The sequence below is a fragment of the Yoonia sp. MH D7 genome (assembly GCF_054439475.1).
In genome coordinates this window covers 167,289-187,108 of record NZ_JBTJCF010000001.1, presented here as the reverse complement: position 1 = coordinate 187,108, position 19,820 = coordinate 167,289, and the positions used below count along the sequence as shown (strand labels likewise).

The 19,820-nt window shown below is 52.3% G+C and carries 17 protein-coding genes, 1 tRNA gene and 4 pseudogenes; 10 read left to right on the top strand and 12 right to left on the bottom strand.

What is annotated here, in order from left to right; translation table 11 throughout:
* The first annotated feature begins 12 nt into the window (after nt 1-12).
* Entirely contained in the window at nt 13-2,889 is a 2,877-nt protein-coding gene (locus ACXLHR_RS00860) for a type I restriction endonuclease subunit R (protein ID WP_458789657.1), read from the top strand.
* A gap of 152 nt (nt 2,890-3,041) precedes the next feature.
* Here ACXLHR_RS00860 and ACXLHR_RS00855 read toward each other — a convergent pair.
* The 4 genes and pseudogenes from ACXLHR_RS00855 to ACXLHR_RS00840 all read right to left on the bottom strand — a co-directional run bounded on the left by ACXLHR_RS00855 (nt 3,042) and on the right by ACXLHR_RS00840 (nt 5,945).
* Nucleotides 3,042-3,131 (bottom strand) — tRNA-Ser (locus tag ACXLHR_RS00855).
* Between the two features lie 205 nt (nt 3,132-3,336).
* Nucleotides 3,337-3,657: an AAA family ATPase gene (locus ACXLHR_RS00850; protein WP_458792438.1), complete on the bottom strand. Its 321-nt coding sequence runs from the start codon at nt 3,655-3,657 to the stop codon at nt 3,337-3,339.
* A complete protein-coding gene (locus ACXLHR_RS00845) occupies nt 3,654-3,977 on the bottom strand; it encodes a hypothetical protein (protein WP_458789656.1) in 324 nt (107 codons plus the stop codon). Before ACXLHR_RS00845 ends, ACXLHR_RS00850 begins: the two co-directional genes overlap by 4 nt.
* A 67-nt stretch (nt 3,978-4,044) precedes the next feature.
* Nucleotides 4,045-5,945: pseudogene (locus tag ACXLHR_RS00840) on the bottom strand (heavy metal translocating P-type ATPase).
* A 1,073-nt stretch (nt 5,946-7,018) separates the two neighbouring features.
* Between ACXLHR_RS00840 and ACXLHR_RS00835 the strand changes: the two are divergent.
* Genes ACXLHR_RS00835 through ACXLHR_RS00815 form a run of 5 tightly spaced genes read left to right on the top strand, consistent with a single transcriptional unit; the run spans nt 7,019 to nt 11,160 of the window.
* A complete protein-coding gene (locus ACXLHR_RS00835; RefSeq protein WP_458789655.1) occupies nt 7,019-8,020 on the top strand; it encodes a glycosyltransferase family 2 protein in 1,002 nt (333 codons plus the stop codon).
* On the top strand, nt 8,017-9,537 hold the full coding sequence (locus ACXLHR_RS00830) for a hypothetical protein (RefSeq protein WP_458789654.1): 1,521 nt from the start codon (nt 8,017-8,019) through the stop codon (nt 9,535-9,537). Before ACXLHR_RS00835 ends, ACXLHR_RS00830 begins: the two co-directional genes overlap by 4 nt.
* Nucleotides 9,538-9,546: 9 nt before the next feature.
* On the top strand, nt 9,547-10,281 hold the full coding sequence (locus ACXLHR_RS00825) for an O-methyltransferase (protein ID WP_458789653.1): 735 nt from the start codon (nt 9,547-9,549) through the stop codon (nt 10,279-10,281).
* Complete coding sequence (locus ACXLHR_RS00820) at nt 10,274-11,032, top strand: hypothetical protein (RefSeq protein WP_458789652.1); 759 nt, start codon at nt 10,274-10,276, stop codon at nt 11,030-11,032. The genes ACXLHR_RS00825 and ACXLHR_RS00820 overlap by 8 nt, the downstream gene beginning before the upstream one ends.
* Complete coding sequence (locus ACXLHR_RS00815; protein WP_458789651.1) at nt 11,014-11,160, top strand: hypothetical protein; 147 nt, start codon at nt 11,014-11,016, stop codon at nt 11,158-11,160. Before ACXLHR_RS00820 ends, ACXLHR_RS00815 begins: the two co-directional genes overlap by 19 nt.
* 388 nt (nt 11,161-11,548) lie before the next feature.
* Here the strand turns inward: ACXLHR_RS00815 and ACXLHR_RS00810 are convergent, their stop codons facing one another.
* The 5 genes from ACXLHR_RS00810 to ACXLHR_RS00790 all read right to left on the bottom strand — a co-directional run bounded on the left by ACXLHR_RS00810 (nt 11,549) and on the right by ACXLHR_RS00790 (nt 15,492).
* Nucleotides 11,549-11,782, bottom strand: coding sequence for a hypothetical protein (locus ACXLHR_RS00810; protein ID WP_458789650.1), 234 nt, complete (start codon nt 11,780-11,782; stop codon nt 11,549-11,551).
* A 470-nt stretch (nt 11,783-12,252) separates the two neighbouring features.
* A complete protein-coding gene (locus ACXLHR_RS00805; protein WP_458789649.1) occupies nt 12,253-13,389 on the bottom strand; it encodes a YHYH protein in 1,137 nt (378 codons plus the stop codon).
* A gap of 52 nt (nt 13,390-13,441) precedes the next feature.
* Entirely contained in the window at nt 13,442-13,960 is a 519-nt protein-coding gene (locus ACXLHR_RS00800) for a hypothetical protein (protein WP_458789648.1), read from the bottom strand.
* 11 nt (nt 13,961-13,971) lie between these two features.
* Nucleotides 13,972-14,976, bottom strand: a complete 1,005-nt coding sequence (locus ACXLHR_RS00795; protein WP_458789647.1) for a YHYH protein — start codon at nt 14,974-14,976, stop codon at nt 13,972-13,974.
* 81 nt (nt 14,977-15,057) lie between these two features.
* Nucleotides 15,058-15,492 carry a MarR family winged helix-turn-helix transcriptional regulator gene (locus ACXLHR_RS00790; RefSeq protein WP_458789646.1) on the bottom strand — a complete coding sequence of 145 codons (435 nt, stop codon included), beginning with the start codon at nt 15,490-15,492 and terminating at the stop codon, nt 15,058-15,060.
* A 446-nt stretch (nt 15,493-15,938) separates the two neighbouring features.
* Here ACXLHR_RS00790 and ACXLHR_RS00785 point away from each other — a divergent pair.
* Nucleotides 15,939-16,115 (top strand): annotated as a pseudogene (locus tag ACXLHR_RS00785) (IS3 family transposase); the annotation flags it as partial.
* A 394-nt stretch (nt 16,116-16,509) separates the two neighbouring features.
* Here the strand turns inward: ACXLHR_RS00785 and ACXLHR_RS00780 are convergent.
* A pseudogene (locus ACXLHR_RS00780) lies at nt 16,510-16,653 on the bottom strand (IS110 family transposase); the annotation flags it as partial.
* Between the two features lie 287 nt (nt 16,654-16,940).
* On the opposite strand from ACXLHR_RS00780, the pseudogene ACXLHR_RS00775 reads away from it, so the two are divergent.
* Nucleotides 16,941-17,203, top strand: a pseudogene (locus tag ACXLHR_RS00775) (integrase core domain-containing protein); the annotation flags it as partial.
* A gap of 24 nt (nt 17,204-17,227) precedes the next feature.
* Nucleotides 17,228-17,758, top strand: coding sequence for a peroxiredoxin-like family protein (locus ACXLHR_RS00770; RefSeq protein WP_458789645.1), 531 nt, complete (start codon nt 17,228-17,230; stop codon nt 17,756-17,758).
* Nucleotides 17,759-18,039: 281 nt separating this feature from the next.
* Here ACXLHR_RS00770 and ACXLHR_RS00765 read toward each other — a convergent pair whose 3' ends face one another.
* On the bottom strand, nt 18,040-18,978 hold the full coding sequence (locus ACXLHR_RS00765) for an IS110 family RNA-guided transposase (protein WP_458789636.1): 939 nt from the start codon (nt 18,976-18,978) through the stop codon (nt 18,040-18,042).
* Nucleotides 18,979-19,057: 79 nt separating this feature from the next.
* A complete protein-coding gene (locus ACXLHR_RS00760; protein ID WP_458789644.1) occupies nt 19,058-19,183 on the bottom strand; it encodes a hypothetical protein in 126 nt (41 codons plus the stop codon).
* A 295-nt stretch (nt 19,184-19,478) separates the two neighbouring features.
* Here ACXLHR_RS00760 and ACXLHR_RS00755 point away from each other — a divergent pair, with 295 nt between their 5' ends.
* On the top strand, nt 19,479-19,646 hold the full coding sequence (locus ACXLHR_RS00755; RefSeq protein WP_458789643.1) for a hypothetical protein: 168 nt from the start codon (nt 19,479-19,481) through the stop codon (nt 19,644-19,646).
* Nucleotides 19,647-19,820: the final 174 nt, after the last annotated feature.

The following is a 19,820-nucleotide window of genomic DNA, read 5'->3' as shown; positions in this document are numbered from 1 at the left end:
AGGGGCCACGTTATGGGCGCGTATCAATCCGAGGCGGAGTTAGAGGCGGGGCTGGTCAAGCGGCTGACAAACGGGCTTGGCTATGCCCCCGTTAGCCTGCCCGATATGGCGGCGATGCATGCCAACCTGCGCAAACAGATTGGTATCCAGAACGGTGTGGCCCTGACGGACGCCGAGTTTGCCCGTGTCCTCAACCACCTCGACAAAGGCAACGTGTTCGAGCGCGCCAAGATCTTGCGTGGCCGTATGCAACTCACCCGCGACGACGGCACGCCGTTTTACCTGCGCTTTCTGAACACCGATGAATGGTGTCAGAACCAATATCAGGTCACCACCCAAGTGACCGTCACAGGCCACCACAAAACCCGCTTTGATGTGACCTTGCTGGTCAACGGATTGCCGCTGGTGCAGATCGAGGTGAAACGGCGCGGCATCGAGTTGAAAGAGGCGTTTAACCAGATCAACCGCTATCAGAGGCACAGCTATTGGGCCGAGAGTGGCTTGTTCAACTACGTGCAGTTGTTTGTGATCAGTAACGGCGTGAACACCAAATACTACGCCAACAATCGCAATCATGATTTCAAACAGACGTTCTTTTGGGCCAAGGAAGATAATAGCCTGATTACCCAACTGGATGCCTTTGCCGATGTGTTTTTGGAAAAATGCCACGTCAGCAAGATGATCAGCAAATACATCGTGCTGCACGAGAGCGACAAGATCTTGATGGTCCTGCGCCCCTATCAATACTACGCCGTCGAGGCGATTGACGCGCGGGTCAAGGCAGGTCGCAAGAACGGCTATATCTGGCACACGACGGGGTCGGGCAAGACCCTGACCAGCTTTAAGGCCGCGCAAGTGCTGATCGATAATCTCAAGGTGGATAAGGTCGTGTTTGTGGTGGACCGCGCCGATCTGGATTATCAGACGACCAAGGAGTTCAACCACTTCTCTGACGGCTCTGTGGACGGCACGACCAACACCCACGCGCTTGTCGGGCAGTTGGGCGGCGATACAAAGCTGATCGTCACCACGATCCAGAAGCTGAACACCGCGATTTCGCGCGACCGCTACGAGGGCAGTCTGGAGGCCGTGAAAGACAGTCGCGTCGTTTTCATTTTCGACGAATGCCACCGCTCGCAATTTGGTGACACGCACAAACGCATCGTCAGTTTTTTCAGTAAAGCGCAGATGTTCGGGTTTACTGGCACACCGATCTTTGCCGATAACGCCGTGGGCAAACGCACGACCAAAGACCTGTTTGATCAATGCCTGCATAAATATGTCATCACCGATGCGATTGCCGATGAAAACGTGCTGAGGTTCTCGGTCGAGTATTGGGGCAAGCTGAAGCGCAAAGACGGCAGTCTGATCGACGAGGACGTGCCTGCGATCAACGTGCGCGAGTTCTTTGACAGCCCCGAGCGTATCGAGGGCGTTGTCGATTGGATCATCCAGAACCACGACAACAAGACCCATAAAAAGCAATTCAGTGCCATGTTGTGCGTCAGCTCCGTCGATGCGCTGATCACCTATTACGAGACGTTTCGGCGCAAAAAAGAGGCTGGCGAACACCACCTACGCGTCGCCACGATCTTCACCTATGGCCCCAACGAGGCTGATCCTGACGCGGATGGTCTGATTGGCGATCCCGACCTGAATATGGCCGATGTTGCCGTCGATGTGCATAAACGTGACCGCCTCGAATCCTTCGTGGCCGACTACAACGCGATGTATCAAACCAAGGAGACCGTGAAGGATAGCACGGGATTTTACACCTACTATAACCATCTCAATCAACGCCTAAAGAACCGCGACAAGAAAGAAGCGCTCGACAAGGATCGGCTCGATATTTTGCTGGTGGTCAATATGTTCCTGACGGGCTTCGATGCGAAAAAGTTGAACACGCTCTATGTGGACAAGAACCTGAAATATCACGGATTGATCCAAGCGTTCTCACGGACCAACCGGATTTTGGGGCAACTCAAATCACAAGGTAACATCGTCTGTTTCCGCAATCTGAAACCAAACACTGATCAGGCGATTACACTTTTCTCCAACAAAGAAGCCATTGAGACCATCCTGATGGCCCCTTACGGCGACTACCATGAGCGGTTCAACGCGGCGGTTGAAGCATTGCACGCAATCGCACCCGATCCAGACAGCGTGAACGACCTAAAGTCGGAAGAGGATCAGCTGGCCTTTGTCCAAGCTTTCCGCGACCTGATCCGCCTGCGAAACGTGTTGACCAGCTTCACCGAATACGACCCAAGCGAACTGGATATTGATGCACAGACCTTTGAGGACTACAAAAGCAAATACCTCGACATCCACGACAAGGTGAAGTCCGACAAACCTGACGATGCCGTATCTATCATTGATGAGGTCGACTTCGAGTTAGAGCTGATCCAGCGCGACGAGATTAATGTGGCCTACATACTAGCGCTTCTTGCAGATGCGCTCGCAGACCAAGACAGCGAAGACCCCAAAATCAGGGATGCGTCCAAGGCCAAGAAAAAGATGGCCTATGACCTGCTGGGGTCCGAGCGGCACCTGCGCAGTAAACGTGACCTCATCGAGAAGTTCATCGACCAGCACATGCCAATGATTCCAACAGGCCAGCCTGTCAGTGAGGCGTTTAACGGATTTTGGGACGCTGAAAAATCAAAAGCCATCACCGAGATTTGCGTAACCGAAAAACTCGACCCCGCAGCGTTCAAAGCGATGATTGAGCAATATCACTTCTCAGGGAAAAAGCCTCTGCAAGGTGATATTGTGAAAGCTATGCCCGCCCCGCCAAAAATCCTTGAGCGCAAATCTATCGTCGAACGTATCGCGGCAAAACTAATGAAACTTGTTGCCACCTTTGATGAGGGGATTGGGTCTCTATAAGTTCAACGTTGGCAGAGTGGTCAAATTTTGTTGGCTAATGGCACGGTTCAAAATCACAAGGTCATCAAATTGAGAATGGGGGACAAAATGAGGGACGAATTAAGTCACAATCACCCTAAGTTATTGTTAATTAATGATAAAATAGAGGATTGTGGCGGAGACGAAGGGATTCGAACCCTCGAACGAGTTACCCCGTTACTCCCTTAGCAGGGGAGCGCCTTCGACCACTCGGCCACATCTCCACCGACGCGTATAGCCAAGTAAACATAAGGGTTACAAGGCTAAAATTCCCATTTTTCAAATTTCCTACATGGGAGGAAAATCCCTCAAAATGGCACTGTGAGGCACTGAATGGCACCCAGTTTGGGAAACATTTGGTCAATTTCCCTCACAGCGAAAGCGCCTTTAAAACGTTTTGCGTGTCCAGAACCGCTACTATCTGCAACCCTATAGATCTTCTGCTCTCAACGAGTTTTTCTGAACAGCCAAGCGCGCACCTGAGAGCGCGTGATCACTATGTGTTTCAACCAAAACCTGAATGCCGGCGTTCGCAAACCGAGCCAACATCTCGCCCATTCGAGATTGAGCGCGTGGATGAAGGTGCACCTCAGGGCTGTCGATGACTACTACTTGGCCTTTATGCGCAGATAAAAGAGCCACTACCAATGGGAACGCATAGCTGAGCCCGTATCCGATATTTGCGGGCCTGGACCAAGCACTGCTCCGGCGGAGGCGGAACTCAAGCCGAGAATAGCTGGTTCCACTTATAGCCGCAGCGTTTGCAAATGCACCGGGAAATAAGTGGCCAAGCCACGCATCACTTGCGCGCGAAATGTCACGATCTCGTCACTTGGGAAACGCTTTTCTTCTTCAACTGGGTTGTCAGCGTTTCTCACGTACAGCCAAGGGGCATATTGCCCTTCACTTCCTACATCTGCACTTACAGGGTCTGCATCGTCAGGTGAAGGAAACACATCTTGGCGACCATGTCTGGTTGCGCCATGGATGTCCTCACCTTCACTTCTGCTTTCAACACCGCAAGTGTGGCACAATGCGATGCCGTCTGGGGAAAGTGGTATCCACCCCATCTCCACTCCAAAACATTTTTTTGAACATTAAACATCAAATGCGTTGCTGAGAGCGCCTGCTGAAATTTTAAGAGGCGACCGCTTTGACATTCGCAGAAACTCTCGTGTCGCTGTTCCGACGCGGCCTGCGGAGCAACCGCAGGCCATTAAGCACAACAAGGACCGTACCCCCTTCATGGCCGATCACTGCCACAGGCAAAGGGAGATCGAAGAACAGTCCGCCCAAGACAAGTACGCCCATAGCACCCATAGCAAAGATCAGGTTCTGACGGATGATTTTGGCGGTCCGCCGCGCCAGTCTATGTGCCTCCGCAAGCTGCCCCATATCTTCTGACAAGAGCGCAACATCGGCGGCCTGAAGCGCGACCTCCGACCCCGCCGCGCCCATGGCAATTCCCACGTCAGCGCGAGCGCTGCTGCGTCATTAACGCCGTCTCCGACGAAAGCGACCCTGCCCTCGGCAGCCAGCGCGCCGATCATACGAAGCTTGTCCTCGGGGAGCATGTCGGAGTGGATCTCGCCGGGCTGGAAGCCGAGTTCGCCGCCTATGCGCAAAGCCACCGGCCGTCTATCGCCCGTCATCATGATGATCTTTTTGACGCCGCTCTCACGAAGCGCCGCAAGTGCCGGTCTGGAACTCGGGCGGGTCTGATCCGCGAGGCTGACGGCACCGAGAAGCCGGGCATCCTGGCCAAAATAGATGACCGTCTGTGTGTCCTCGGCCAGCATCGTCAGGGACGCATGTTCGATCCCGGCTCCCATTCGCGCCGCCATGCGCGGATTGCCGGCCCACAACGTTACACCTGCCCTGTCGCCGGTGATACCCTCGCTCGGCAGCGCGACGACATTCTCCACCTGCGCCGGAGTGATCCCGCGATCGGCCGTTTCCTGCCGGATCGCCGCGCCGCTGTGGTGTTCCGACTGGGCCTCGAGCCCAGCCAGAAGGGACAGGAATTTCTCCTCATTGCCATCAAGCGCAACGACCTTGGTGACCGATGCCTTGCCTGTGGTCAGCGTGCCGGTCTTATCGAAAGCAAAGGTATCGACCGCGGCGAGCGTTTCGAGCGCAGCCCCTCCCTTGAACAGCACGCCCCCCCGTGCCGCCGCCGAGAGTGCGGACAGAATTGCGGCGGGAACCGAAATCACGATGGCGCAGGGGCTTGCCGCAACCAGCAGAACAGCCGCGCGATAGAGCGCCTTGTGCCAGTCATTCTCAAGCCAGATGAAGATGGCAAAGGCAAGGATGGCGCCGAGTAGAACCGCAATCGTATACCGCTGTCCAAACCATTCGCTGAAACGTTCGGACGGCGCCTTTTCCGCCTGCGCTTCGGTCACCAGAGCGATCATTTGCGCGACAGTGCTTTCCTCGACCGTTTTCGTAACCGCGACTTCCAGCACTCCGTCAAGGTTGACCGTTGCCTCGAACACCTTTTCGCCCTGCTGCTTGCTGACGGGCATGGATTCACCCGTGATATTTGCCTCGTCCAGCGCACCACGGCCAGTGGTGATCACCCCGTCGGTAGGTACGCGCGCGCCAGGCCGCAGAACGAAGATGTCATCGACCTTCAGATCGGCGGCGGAAATTTCCGTGACTGTGCCATCGGGTGCCTTTCGCAGCGCGGTCTCGGGGCGCAGCGACATCAGGGCCTCAACAGCTCGGCGCGCGCGTCCAAGTGCGCGATCTTCCAGGGTTGTCGAAACGCTGAACAGCGTCAACAGCACCGCACCTTCAAAGGGTGCACCGACGGCGGCGGCGGCAATGGCCGCGACAACCATCAGCAGATCGATATCCAGAATATGGTCTTCCCACAGAGCTACAAGCGCCCGCCACGCTGCGGGCACCCCCCCGGCCAGATATACGAGCAGCAGACTGGCCATGGAAGTGCGTTGGGCTGCGATGTCCTCCAGTGGCCACAGAGCGAGAGCCGCCAGTAGCATCCCGAGGATCGTCAGGCCCGTCAACAACATCGCACGATCTACGGCGAACAGCTTTTTCACAATATCCACCCGAATGCTGGAACAGAAATGTATAAGTCAGATATCATGATTGGTCCTCCGGTTGCCAGTAAACGCTGTCATACGGGTTGTGCAGCCACAAAGACAATTAATTCGCGAGGATGCGTAGTGGCGCATATGCTAAGGATTTCCCAGACGTGGCTCCCGCAGGCCCATGACGTAAACGGGCGATCAGACAATTAGGCTGCTATTAGCAATTCAATACCCTACTTACCGAACTACCATTCAACATCGGTAGACGCGGCGTTCCTGAAGAACTGCGGCTTTCTGTTTATGTGCCCGCGGTCTTGAAGCGATCGGTACGGGTCGTTTCCATGCAGTTCATCTCCCCTCTGCTCAGGCGAGTGCCGCCGGCTCTTCGAGAAGTCGCCCGTAGTTGGCGGCCCTAACCGGCCGTTGCCTCATTGAACCGCATGCTGCTGTGCGGACTTTTCAGACCTTTGCCGCAAGTGTCCTAATGTTCGCTTTTGTGACTCGCTCCAAAAATGGTCGTTTTTGGCGTACTTGTGCAGACGTTAAATTGCGCTAATTTTAGTATTGATTTCAACGTGGTGCCAAAGCGTTACAATGTATTTTCTCTTTTATTACGTTTATTCTCATTTTAAAAATCAATGTAGAACTCAACTATGGGGTGAAATGCCCCGCTTAATACGGGAATAGATTACATGAGAAATTCGACCATTTTTGCCTTAGCTGGACTCAGCACCTTAATCATCGCTCAAAACCTCAAGCAGAGTAGCATTTAGATGCGTTCGACAAACGGTGAAGACGGTGTTCATGCGCCCCCCAAATACGGTGAGCATGTTATCCGGCAACTTCATGATACAGGCTGGTTATCCAAGCTGACGACGGTCTAAGGCCAACGACATCCAGACATTTGATATGCAAGCCGGTTCTACCGACCGCTGTGGGCCGCACAGATATCGTAAAAATGATACTGCAAAGCGCCTTTACATTTATTCCCTTTCTAGGAAGGGGCGAGTTCGTGTTAAAGATAGATTGTATGTTTTTAGAAAGCCCTGTTAATGAAATTAGTCGTACAGATCCCGTGCCTGAACGAAGAAGAAAATCTTGCGCAGGTTCTGGAACGTATCCCCAGGGAAATTCCCGGAATCACTGTGATCGAAACACAGATCATCGATGACGGTTCAAGCGACCGGACAGTCGAGATCGCCAAACAGATGAACGTGACCCATGTCCTCCGCAATCACACCAATCGCGGGCTTGCCTATAGTTTTCAAGTGGGGATTGAAAACGCGCTTCGTAACGGTGCCGATATTATTGTGAACACCGATGGCGATCATCAATATGACAGTGCCAGCATCACCGATCTGGTCAAGCCAATCGTTGAAAACAAAGCCGATATCGTGCTTGGTGATCGGCAACCGGCCCAAAATACCAAGTTTTCACCACTTAAACGCCTGTTGCAAAAAACAGGCAGCGCGGTGGTCAGCAATCTGGCACAAGTGGATATTTCCGACGCGGTATCGGGTTTTCGGGCCTATTCGCGTAACGCGGCGTTAAGCATCAATGTGATGACCCGTTTCAGCTATACGACCGAAACCCTGATCCACGCCGGCCAACAAGGGTTCAAAATCACATCTGTTGTGATCAAGACCAATCCGACCAGCCGGCCCTCGCGTTTGTTCGGGTCGATGTGGTCATTTGTCGGGAAACAGGCGGCGACTATTTTGCGTAGCTATGTGATGTACCGCCCGCTGAACGCATTCATGAGCCTGGGCGCGGTGATGATCGTGATCGGGTTATTGCCTGTCTTGCGGTTTCTTTATTTTTTCATGGCAGGCAATGGCGATGGCAATATCCAGTCGCTTGTTTTGGGTGGTGTGTTTCTTTTGGCGGGGTATATCACGGTTATTCTGGCGCTTTTGAGTGATACAATCGCGACAAACCGACAACTGCTTGAAAGGATATTGCGGCGCGTGCGCGACATCGAGATGGCGCAGGCAGAGACGACCAATGCACCGCTGGAAAACCGCTCTGTAAAAGCGCAAAGCAGACAGTCATGACACAAGATAAAACGGTTCTTTGCGCATGTCTTTGCGCGTTGATCGGCGTGTCGGTCTATGCTTTGTTGGCCTTTGGGATCATTATGCCGCAGCCTTATCCCTATTTTGGCACGGATATCTATAACGCCTATTTTTACCGTTTGCTTGAAGGTCGCTTTGATCTGCCTTTGCGTATGCTGACGCTTGAAGGGCATTATAGCGCAGATGGCACGGGTATTTTATATCACGGGATATCGCCGCTTTTGACACGTGCGGCGCTGCATCCGTTTGTCGTGCTTAATCAATTTCCAACGGCGCAATTTTCCATCTGGCTTTGGGCGGCCATTGGCACGGGGCTTTATCATCTCGCGCTTTTTCAGGTGATCCGCAAATATATCGGCGGGATATCCTTGGCATGGGTTGTCATGACAGGGTTGGCGATCTGGATTTGTAGCCCCGGTTTCCTGCTAAGCACCAATCCGGTGCTTTATCATGAACCAATCAGTATTTCGTATGCCGCGATGGCTGTCGCTTTTTATCTTATGTTACGCTGTGCGCTGTTTGGGATGCCGTGGCGCTATGTCATAATTCCGGCGGCGTTTATGGCGGGGATATTATTGCATGCACGCCCACATCTGGCAGTCGGTCTTTATGTCGGAATTTCGGCGATGATTGCCATGGCCCTTTGGCAAGACACAAAACGTATGCTTGTTCCCGCAATTGTCAGTCTTGTCATTCTTGGGTTTGCGGGAACGCTTTTTTTGCAACTTAATACAGCGCGTTTTGGATCTGCAACTGCTGCACACGGCCAGATTGAAGGCCCCGACGCGCAAAGCCAGGTCCAATACGGCCCTGTATTTTTCGGAAGCGATTATGCGATCAGTGGACGCGGTGTTGTCTTTGCCGAGCATGGCCGGTTTCATCCGTGGCGTATTTTACCCAACGCATTGATTTACATATTCGATGCGCCTGTCGCCATCGTGCAAAGTGCAACCCTGCACCGAAAGGCAACCGAAGACATCTCTGGTTACGGCTTTGTCGAAACACCGCGTTTCGGGATGCTGATACTTTGGACGGCATGGATCACACTTATGGTGGTTGGGCTAAGCATGGGACGACCGCGTCTATCGGGTGGCTATCGCGCCATACCTCTTTTGCTGACGACAGGTATCGCTGCGGGTTTAATGCTGAGTTATCCAACGGTTACCCTGCGGTACAGATTTGACGTCTGGCCCTTGGTTATGGCGTTGTGTTTGCTAAGCCTTCCAGGTCTGATTCGCCGGTTTGGTCCGGAAATTCTGCAAAATGCCCGTGTTTTATCGTTAAGTGTGATTGTCCTTCTTTGCGGTGTTTTTTTATCGGCCCGCGTCGCTGTTCCGCTAAAGCTGAGCTATCAAAAAGCACCGGGGCATACATATGAAGCATGGGATGTCGATATGTGTCTTACCCGGCTTGCAAGACATGCATTTTCGCCCGAGAGACTGGCGCAACTATGTGTTGACCCCCAAAGCGTTTTTGAACAGCGCAGCAAAGATTGAAGCGTAGATATGATAAAGGCGACAGCAAAACGGTCTTATGTGAAAACGGTGCACGGTTTGGGTGCCGTCGCACAACGCATCGGTGTTCTTGGCTGGTTGGACCGTCGGCAGGACCGGCGTGGATTTCATTGGGTGCGCGCGCTTTTTGCCATTTATGATGTGGACCAAATGATCGCACTGGATGTGCCGTGGTGGACGTACCGTGCGATTGATGCGGTCGATCAGTTTCTACAGTCACACCCGCAGGCGGCGGTGTTTGAATTTGGCAGCGGCGCCAGCACCGTCTGGCTGGCCCGTCGTGCCGGACCTGTTCACAGCGTCGAACATGACAAAGACTGGTTTGATCTTATGCAAAGCCGGATTGCACCGTATGATAATATTCAGCTGACACATGTGCCCCCCGATACCGGACAAAGCAAAGACCCGCTATATCATTCCCAAAAAGAAGATTATGCGGACCGCAGTTTTGAACAGTACGTCAAAACGATTGCCCAAACGGGCCGGACATATGATCTTATTATTATCGACGGTCGTGCCCGCCCCGCGTGTCTGCATGTCGCACAAAGCTGTTTGGCCAAGGGTGGCATGATTGTTTTTGATAATACCAAACGTCAACGGTATGACACCGCTATCCGCAAAAGCGATCTTCATGCGACCCATCTTTCGGGTATGACGCCGTCGTTGCCCTATCCAGACAAGACAACTCTTTTGCGGCAAACACCCACCGACGGTCGCAATGCCTGACAGGGTTGCAATACCGAAACTGGCCGCACGGCGGATCGGGCAACTGATCACCGTAGCGGCGCTTTTGTTTTTGACATTGGCGCTATACCGGCAATGGTCCAACATTATCGACTGGCAACCAACCGTCGGTCAGGTTGCGTTATTTGCCATGCTGACGCTGGGTTACAGTGCCGCCTTGATGCTTTTGGCATATAACTGGGTCACAATCGTGCAAACATTGATGCCGCAATCACCGCCACGGGCCGTGATTTTTCTGTCCTATACCAAAACGCAAATCGCCAAATACGTCCCGGGAAATATTGTACATCTTGTCAGCCGTCACATGCATCTTAAGCATCTGGGGCTGGATCACCGGCCCCTTGCCACTGCATCTTTGCTGGAACTTGTCAGCTTACCGTTTGCGGCAGTTATCGCCATCTGTCTTGCTGGGTCTTTTATCGATGATACAAGCATGGGCTATCGGGTATTTGGGACATCGGGGTCGTTGCCACCATTATTCTTTTTTGTGGCTGTGGGCCTGTCCGCTTTGGTTATCTGGCGTACCCAAAGATCCTGGCATTTGCCCGCCACAATTGTCTTGTTTCGGGCGGTGGGATTTATGGTGTGTCAGGGGGGTATATTTGCGGTTGTGCTGTATGCCGTGTCAGGCAGCTTTATCGCCGTTGCGATCCCTGCGGCAATTTTAGCTTGGTTAATCGGTTTTCTGACCCCCGGCGCCCCGGGGGGATTGCGGTGCGCGAGGCGCTGTTGATCAATCTGCTTGCGCATGTGGCGTCGGGCGACGCGATTTTGATCGCGGCATTGATTTTACGGATCATCACCACGGCTGGTGATCTTGTTCTTTATGTTTTTGGCAACTTGGTTACTGATAGACGTTGACGTCTGGTCGTTTGGTTTTGCCCGGGCCGCGCAACTTTCAAAAGACAAATCTTATTGTAAACAAGTGACTTTTGCGTAACACAGAAGGCATTGTACGTTTGTCCGGACCAAAAACCTAAAATACAAAGTAGAGCCGAAAATTGAGCACTCTTCATACAGTTAAAAAATATCAAACATCGAAGCCAAGCTAAAGCAGTCACTGTATTTTCCTGAACATTATCCTTTTGTTTTTGTCAGCAATGCAAAAGTTGCTTGTTCCTCGATCAAGAAATCCATCTGGATGTCATCAAGCCCGGATACCTATTCCGACGGCGTAAACCTCCATGATCGCATTAAGGGTCCGTTTGAAAACAATATTTTCGCAGCGGCAAAACAGTGACCGAGGAGCTTAACGTACTATTCTGCCCTCTACCGGAGCGGACCCCATGAAGACTGTAACCGCCGTCAGTAAAACGAAAACCAAAAATGCATCGTATTGGGGGTAAAGTACAATTCCTATCAGCCCCAATATCGCATGCCCAATCAGCCACACTGACTTAAAAGGCGAGAAAACAATTTCTCCATTAACCGCTGAAGTGTTTGGTGTGGCTACAATCCGCTCTATGGAAATCAGGTCAGTCATGATCTGAAGTTTCGTCGAAACGATCATTTTTGGCAACGATTTGATTGGGAGAATTCAGGAACACCAAAAACACTCGTTTTTGGAACACGCTCAAATTTTCTTACTTGGGCAACAATCCCCTCAAAAATGGCACTCAACGTTGTAGGTTTCTCGTTCACCTGAAGGTTCTGGATTTCTAAGAAACGAATTTTGTCTCGACGAGAGCGATCTTGGGGCCTTGTTAATATGGAAGTCATTCATAAAGCGCATATTCTCGGACAGATTGGCATAAGCTAAATACGGCCGTTAGTGCACCGTAGGGCATCCTTCACTCTGGGCTCGAAAGAGTCTTTCACCGCACTTTGCACCGTTGACTACAATGCGAACGAAATTGCCCTTCGTTGCGATTGTGCCAATGACCGCTTTACTAGCATGGGCTGTCTACCGGTACCGTCAGGTTTCGGTAGACTGCGGGGCTATGCTTTTAGCGGTTAACGACCCAGTGCGGGCATAGCGTTTTGTAGAGCATCGATAGTGATGCCGAGGGTGGTTGCGACCTTACTTAGATCTGCATTTCGACCACCGGCGTCTTCGAGGGTTTGACGTAGAAGGCCTGCATCCACACCCAAGGTTTCGGCAATCGCGTCAAAGTCAGGCGCACCGCCGCCAGGCCCCCCTTGACCATTCGTTGAGCCAATACCACCGGCTGCGTTGGTCGAGAAATTGTCTATCGCAACAACACCCACCAAACAGGCTGGAAAATTGGGAAAGCTTGCGCCTGAATGGTAGTGGTAGACAGGTTCTCCGCCGTCCTCTGTGAGGCCAATGTGGCCACCGCATTCATCCAAATTATCAGGAACAGACCCATCGTAGTTCAACGTTCCGAACATCGCGAACCCATCAAATGCGTAGCCGAATTGGGCAGTTTGATCCTGCTCGACGTTCACACATTCAGCGTCAACACCTTCGGTCTCGAAAACCCCATTCACATCCGTGGCTGTCGCGTGCCAGTGGTACCATCCGCCGGGGTCGACATGGCCGCCACAGACATCAAGTGCTGGCATATGCCCTGTGTCTAAAACTGACGGAGCATCGCCAAAGATCGGAACGCCATCCAGCCCAATCCCAACTTTAGACACCGTACCAAGGCTGGTTGGTTCATCTGCCATCACGGGTTTCGCTGGGATGAGGACAGTCATTTCCACCGCGGGATCAACCGATCCTGAGATGCATTCGTTTGCTTCGGTTGGTCCCTCGACACGAATGTCGAAGGAATAGACCTCACCTGCTTTATTGAAAAAAGTATACCCTTGCTCGTCCAACATCCGTAGGAAATCGCCGTCGATCCGATACAATCCAGCGTCGACACCATCCCAGTGCCAAATGCCGCCAACATCATCCAATGTCGCTGGGCAAAATGGGCCAATCTCAAGATTGTCAGGCAGGTATTTCACAACGTAGTTTGCGCATTTCGCTGCATCGCCATTCTCCAGCGTACATTCCACGATCGCTGAGGGGGAAGCGAGTGCCGCGTCTTGAACTGAATTTTCGTCGGCATGGGCGCTGAGTATGGTCGGCATAACCAGAGACGCGGCCAGCCCTAACGCGGGTAGTAGATTTTGTTTCAAGTGCACGTGATGTCCTTTCACGGATGTTATCTTTGGTGTTCGGTTAAGGTGATTATTCTGGCCTTACGACCTTCACAGTCGATGAAATGGGTTCGCCATTGGTCGCCCATTCGCTGTGATCGTTGGCATTCAAGGTGACACGCACCTTATTTTCACCGGGCTGGAATATTGTGGATGGCAGGTGAAACCAGTTCCCGTAAACACGCGAGATTTTCACGCCGTTGACATAGATATGCGCGTGGCCTTCGTTGTCATGAACCTCGCGGTTAATTGCTGCGGGTGTGAACGTAAAGTTGCGAGGCATGATCTGCACATTGTAACCATCCATCGTGTCGGGAAACACAAGGTGGGTCACGCCGGGCATCGGTGCATCGAGGGTGACGTTTCGTGGCGGATGCTGATGCGCAGCACCCGCAGCCAACATGTCCATATCTGACATGTCGGCCATGGCTGCATTGCCCATATCCATCCCCGTCATAGCGGAATGGTCAATTGCGTTTGTCGTTTGTAAAGCGACGGTCAGGACCACGCCAATGGCCCCGCCGATTACGACATATGCAAACTTTTCCATGCGCGACGCCCTTATTGTCCGGGTGCAGGCAATGCGGCGCGGACATCATCGACACTGATACCAAGCGCTTCGGCTGCTGCGTCAAAGTTTGGTGGATTTGATGTGCCAAGCGCATCCATCAAGTCAGCCTCAGAAATGCCAAGGGTCTCGGCCGCTGCAGCAAAGTCAGGGCCACCCATACCAGACGTAACTTCGATTTCGCCGTGGTAGCAATCGATCATGTAAGGCGCTTCATCTGCGGTGAGATGGTAGTGATAGATTCCATCCGGAAATTCCGGTGTCGGACCAAACTGGCCGCCGCATTCGTCCAGCTCGTCGTTCGTCACGACGATCCCGCCGACGTCAAAATTGCTATACACAGGAAATCCATCTGCCAGCACACCGATCATAATCGAATGCTCACCTGCCTGCGCCGTTGCTTCGGCGATGCAAACAGGAATACCATGGTAGTGGTACGAGGTTCCATCGACGAGCGTATGCCCATTGCAGTTATCAAGAAAGGCAACGTGATCATGAACAACCTGATCATCTATCGCGGTGACGGTGCGGGCCATATCTTCGTAATCGTTAAATATTTGCGCTCCGCTTAGGGCAATGCCAATACGACCCAGTGACGTGTCCGTCACCTCATCCGAATAGATCGGCAGCGTGGTGATCGTCGTGTCGATATCCGATACCGTAAAATAGTCCGCTGAATTCTCGACATTGAAGAACTCGGCTGGCTTATCTGCGAACGGTTGGTCTGTCGGGTCTGATGGGATCAGGTATTGCTCTGCGAAACCGTGGCTGGGGACGCCATCGGACTCAAACCGGAATGTGTTCGCGTCCTCGTCGATAGTTATGGTGACGTTATCTGACCAATTCGCCGCCGCAACTGCCGATGCTGTGTTCGTGAGAGCCGTCCCAGCCTCTTGCGCGTTTGCGCTTGTTGGGGTCAGAAACGACGCGCTATTCAGGGCAAGAACTGCGACTAACGCGCAGGTTGCTGCCGTTCCATATAATACTTTGTTGCTCATTGCTTTTGACCTTTCAGGTGAATCGTTGAATTCATGGGGTTCGCCATCCAATTGTTCCAGTGGAGGGGGGGGCGTCGGGATTTAACCAGGTACATTCCCACCCAAACCATCGCGCAGTTCTCGGGTCAGCTTGGCGAGTGTTGCGGCGTTCTCGGCGCCGATCGTGTCTGCAATTATGGCATCGACCTCGCGCCATGCCTTGTGAATGTCGTGCAATTTACTACGCCCGCGATCAGTGAGACGCAGCAAATTACTGCGGGCCTCAGATGGATCAATTTCACGGTTGATGAACCCGGCATCAATTAGCCGTGCTGTCATCGTACTCATACTGGCTGGAGTCAGGTTGAACGCGCGTGCAACGCCGATCTGCGATGCGGGTTCCATACGCGAAAGCGCATCAAGGATGCGCGCCTGACGTGGGCGCACGTCTATCAAGGCCAGTCGGCGACGTAGCTCATTCTCCACCAGATCGGCGGAATGAAGCAGAAGGTGAAGTTGAAATTTATCAGTTACCATACGAACAGTTCGTATATTAATAATATTACTCACGCAACGCCGTTTTGCGGGCCTAGTGACCATTGGCCGAATTCGACCCAACGTTTGCGTTCAGTTTGACCCGCTCAATAAACGGTAATTTTCGGAAGGTGTCGAAGGCGCAGCAAGCGACATATCCCATCGGAATCGTTCCCTATATGCCTTTCTTTCGTAATAAATACTTTACGAAATCAAGTTACGTAAAACACCTACCAAACAGGACCCAGATAGAGAGAAAATCCGAGCATGACGAACATCTTTTCACGGGCCAACATGCCACATGCGAGCAACGCTACTGCGCCACTAACCAAAGAAGATGAAAGCTGCACGAACTCCAAAAAGAGCACCGCGAGGTCGAATAAAACGCACACTATTTGGGAATAAAATTTAATGGTCTTATCGCGGTTTGGGGTGGTGCAGTGCGGATGGTGGAAACGTTCCTCAAGTCCATTAAGGCTGAGCTGATTTGGCGGCACCGTTGGGAAACGCGCCGTCAGGTCGAAGGCGCGATATTCCACTACACTGACGACCTTTATAACCCACGCCGTCGCCACTCACCACTCGAAGACAAAAGCCCCTTGGCTTTCGCGCGAAAGGCCGCATAAAATGAGTTGGTAGACCAGAACGTAAGCGGGACAAGAGTAATGTTCGCGTCGACAACGTCCTATGCGCGGAATACTTGGCTGATTTGGCATCAGGTCATTGTCGTGTCGAGGCGTCTCGACACGTTCAAAGCATGACTTAGTTCAGCTTTTTGGTCAACGACAGTCTCTTCCATAACAAATAAAGAGTACGCTTTTGCGGCTCTCACCGTTTTTAAGACGAGATCATCGGGTCGCTAACACAGAAGGCCTGAGCATTATCTACGAGGTCAGTTGCCTGCCTCCACGGCCCTTACAGAGAAAGGTCCTTCTGCGATCGATCACCCCTCAAAGAAGGGGCGATAGGGTTCGCCCTGTTTAATGACCCCATGAACAGTACGGGCCATCTTGGCGGCGATTGATAATCAGGCAGATCTTTGAGAAGCGCCACGGCACGATCCTCAATCTGATTGCGTTGCGCGATGAGATTGCGACCTTCACCGAGAACCAAACGGAACATGCCGATTGCGTCAGAATCGGGGGCAACAGGCAGCCCCACAGATGCTTTGGCGATGTCGATGGCCACTAAAACTGGTGCATCTTGTGCAATAACAATCTCGGTTATAGTCGGTCTCCTTTGCAGTGTGGTTTGTTGCAAAAACCACTGTAGGGACCTGAGGCGAGGCTATGACTACCTGCTGCGCTATTTCGGGGCTGCGCAGGCGGTCACAGCCTTTCAACCAGCATCATTCCGAAGGTGTTATGGCGCGGAAATTATCGCCAAGAAGACGCGTGCTTGAATAGGGGCCCCCTCTCGGCAGAATTGCCCTGCAATTCGCCTGCCGACCAACAGATGAACTGCTCAATGCCGAGGTGTTCTACACTTTACCCGAGGCCCGGATCCTGATCGAGCGCTGGAGACAAAAGACAACACAGTCAGGCCGCACAGCGCTTTGCGCTACCGCCCGCCCGCGTCAGAAGGCGTGGGTGCCGATAAATCAGTGACTGACCATGCATTAACATTCAAACTGGACCACACGATGGGGGTACTCCAGGAGCCGAACTCAGCCGAAAATGGAACTAAGCAGCGTGGTGGGACGTTGTGTAAGTGATATAAAATAGAAAGAGAATTTGATATGCCAAATACACTCACACCTGACGCCACATTCCCAGACCTTACTATAAACACCCTCAGCAATACAAAAGTTAAGATCGGCCAACCAAATCCTGACCGCGGCGATTGGCAACTGGTCATCGTCTATCGCGGGAAACATTGCCCCATTTGCAAGTCATATCTGACTGAGTTGAACGGGATGTTAGACGATTTCGCTGCGATTAACGTCGACATTCTTGCTATCTCTGCGGATCCGAAGGAGAAGGCAAAAGCTTCCGCCAGTGAAATCGGTTACAATGGCACGATTGGTTATGACCTTAGCTTAGAGCAGATGGCCAAGCTTGGAGTTTACATCTCTGACCCACGCAGTCCGGAAGAAACTGACCGCCCTTTTGCCGAGCCCGCAACATTCGTTGTGCGCGGCGACGGCAAGCTCCAGATTATAGACCTTTCCAATGCCCCTTTCTCACGCCCCGCTTTGAAAGGTCTGCTTGATGGCCTGACGTTCATTCGTAAAAAGGATTATCCGATCCGCGGCACTCACGCCATTTAAGCCTGACCCTCAGAGATATGCTGCCACTCTACGAAGCTGGCAGCATATTTCTGCACCTTATCTGCATGTGGAGTTGTCGCGTGACTCAGTACAACTAAAAGCCACACTGTAAATTGTTGCAGCTAGATGTCCCGCACGCGCAATCCGGAAGCAGTCCCCTCCATTTTAATGGGGTTCAGCTGCAAAATTCAGGCGACTGTTTGCAGCTATATAGCGGGTGGGGATGCCGTCAATTTCCGTGTTGGTCACATGTGGCTGTGAGTCCAGAGTATCCGTCTTGATCAAGCGGTTTTTGGTGTCCATTTGCGATTAGCTTTGACAAGTGCATTTGCGATTTCGATTAGCTTCCGCATTATAGCGACAATTGCGACCTTGGCGGGTTTTCCCACGTCTCGTAGGTGTTCGTATTTTGCTTTGAGGTCTGGGTTCCAGCGCATGGCGACTAATGCGGGCATGTAAAGGGCATCGCGCAAGGGCTTGCGCCCGCTTCCGATGGACGCTTTGCCCTGCCATAATCCAGACTGGCGTGTGATGGGGGCGAGACCAGCCAGGCTGGCCACTTGTTTGCGATCTAGCGTGCCGAGTTCGGGCATCAGGGTCAATATTGCGGCAGCAGAAACAGCGCCGACACCGGGCATGGAACGCAAAATATCATGCGTACGTGCGGTGCTCTCCCGCGCCTGGATCAGCGCTGCTATCTCGGCGTCCAACTCAACGATCTGGCGTTCCACTAGCGTGAGACGCGCTTTGGTTTGGCGTTTCAGGAGAGATAACCCCTGAATTTGAGCACGGTTGCGCAATCTGGTGCGATCCTTGACCAACCCAGCCCGCGCAACATGCAAGTCTTTGAGGTCAATTGCTTCTTTCGGGAGAGGCACTTGTGGTTCAAGATTAAATGCCGCGCCCATAAGCGCCAACATTCGAGCATCGACTGCATCAGTCTTAGCTCTCGTACCATGGGCCTGCGCAAAACGGCGCGCCTGCAAAGGATTTACCTTGACCAATGGTAACACCTTCCCAAGTGTCGCTTCAAAGGCTTTGTGATACGATCCTGTCGGCTCGTAAACGACCCTCGCTACACGGGTCGCCTTGCCCAACCATCTGATAAGAGCACGGAAGCCTGTGATTGAATTATCGAAGCGTTTAGCCATGTCGTCTTCCAATCGAAACACGTCCAGATGGGATTTAGAAATGTCCACGCCAATGTTATGATCTGTCATATTCTCCATATCCTATGCTTGTCATACGTGACTTGTTGCACGCGTATCCGTTCAGGCCTTTGGGGAAGACGGCGGTTGATCAAACTCTGGAGCGGTCCATCATGACCCAGCCATTTACGATCCAACCGCCGCCACTGCCTGTCACAAATGACGTGGCGGGCAGTGGCCCCATTATAAAGCAGGAGCCAAGTTCATTATAAGACAAGCCGTTCGTTCGCTTGGTTCTGCACCGCTGCGATGGTTTCAAATATGTATTGGCTCACCCATTCGCTGCGAACGGTGCAGGTATATCTCTCGGTGTAAGCATCCTGCCCTGCTTCTCAGCATATTCCGTCAACTTTCCGCTGATAAATTCCACGTCATAACACCTTCGGAATGATGCTGGTTGAGAGGCTATGATCGCCTGCGCAGCCCTGAAATAGCGCAGCAAGGAGTCATAGCCTCGCCTCAGGTCCCTACAGTGGTTTTTGCAATAAACCATACTGCAAAGGAGACCGACTATGATCGAGATTCTAATTGCACAAGATGCACCAGTTTTAGTGGCCTTTGCTCAATCTGCTGCGGGCTCTCCTTTTGGTACTGTCGGCGCTAATATTTTCATCCGTGGTTGGCATTCTTCTTGGCCTTTTCGCATCTATTTTGCCGACGTTCCAGAATTCGTCCATTGAAGTCCTCGGAAACCGCTTGAGAATCTTATGAAGGTCGCTCAGAGAATCAAAACTTACCCATCCAAAAACGCTCCAGATCAGAAAATGTTAACCCCTCACATTGCACCACATATCTTTATTCTGCTGCCTTCATCGCAAACGGAGCCATTTATTTTCAAAGCATGTTCCCGTAAA

What these genes read in the sequence shown, in the direction of transcription:
- ACXLHR_RS00790 (WP_458789646.1), bottom strand. Translation starts at nt 15,492, where the DNA reads ATGGTAACTGATAAATTTCAACTTCACCTTCTGCTTCATTCCGCCGAT.
- ACXLHR_RS00845 (WP_458789656.1), bottom strand. Translation starts at nt 3,977, where the DNA reads ATGGGGTGGATACCACTTTCCCCAGACGGCATCGCATTGTGCCACACT.
- ACXLHR_RS00810 (WP_458789650.1), bottom strand. Translation starts at nt 11,782, where the DNA reads ATGACTGACCTGATTTCCATAGAGCGGATTGTAGCCACACCAAACACT.
- ACXLHR_RS00765 (WP_458789636.1), bottom strand. Translation starts at nt 18,978, where the DNA reads ATGACAGATCATAACATTGGCGTGGACATTTCTAAATCCCATCTGGAC.
- ACXLHR_RS00825 (WP_458789653.1), top strand. Translation starts at nt 9,547, where the DNA reads ATGATAAAGGCGACAGCAAAACGGTCTTATGTGAAAACGGTGCACGGT.
- ACXLHR_RS00830 (WP_458789654.1), top strand. Translation starts at nt 8,017, where the DNA reads ATGACACAAGATAAAACGGTTCTTTGCGCATGTCTTTGCGCGTTGATC.
- ACXLHR_RS00820 (WP_458789652.1), top strand. Translation starts at nt 10,274, where the DNA reads ATGCCTGACAGGGTTGCAATACCGAAACTGGCCGCACGGCGGATCGGG.
- ACXLHR_RS00860 (WP_458789657.1), top strand. Translation starts at nt 13, where the DNA reads ATGGGCGCGTATCAATCCGAGGCGGAGTTAGAGGCGGGGCTGGTCAAG.
- ACXLHR_RS00770 (WP_458789645.1), top strand. Translation starts at nt 17,228, where the DNA reads ATGCCAAATACACTCACACCTGACGCCACATTCCCAGACCTTACTATA.
- ACXLHR_RS00755 (WP_458789643.1), top strand. Translation starts at nt 19,479, where the DNA reads ATGATCGAGATTCTAATTGCACAAGATGCACCAGTTTTAGTGGCCTTT.
- ACXLHR_RS00795 (WP_458789647.1), bottom strand. Translation starts at nt 14,976, where the DNA reads ATGAGCAACAAAGTATTATATGGAACGGCAGCAACCTGCGCGTTAGTC.
- ACXLHR_RS00800 (WP_458789648.1), bottom strand. Translation starts at nt 13,960, where the DNA reads ATGGAAAAGTTTGCATATGTCGTAATCGGCGGGGCCATTGGCGTGGTC.
- ACXLHR_RS00835 (WP_458789655.1), top strand. Translation starts at nt 7,019, where the DNA reads ATGAAATTAGTCGTACAGATCCCGTGCCTGAACGAAGAAGAAAATCTT.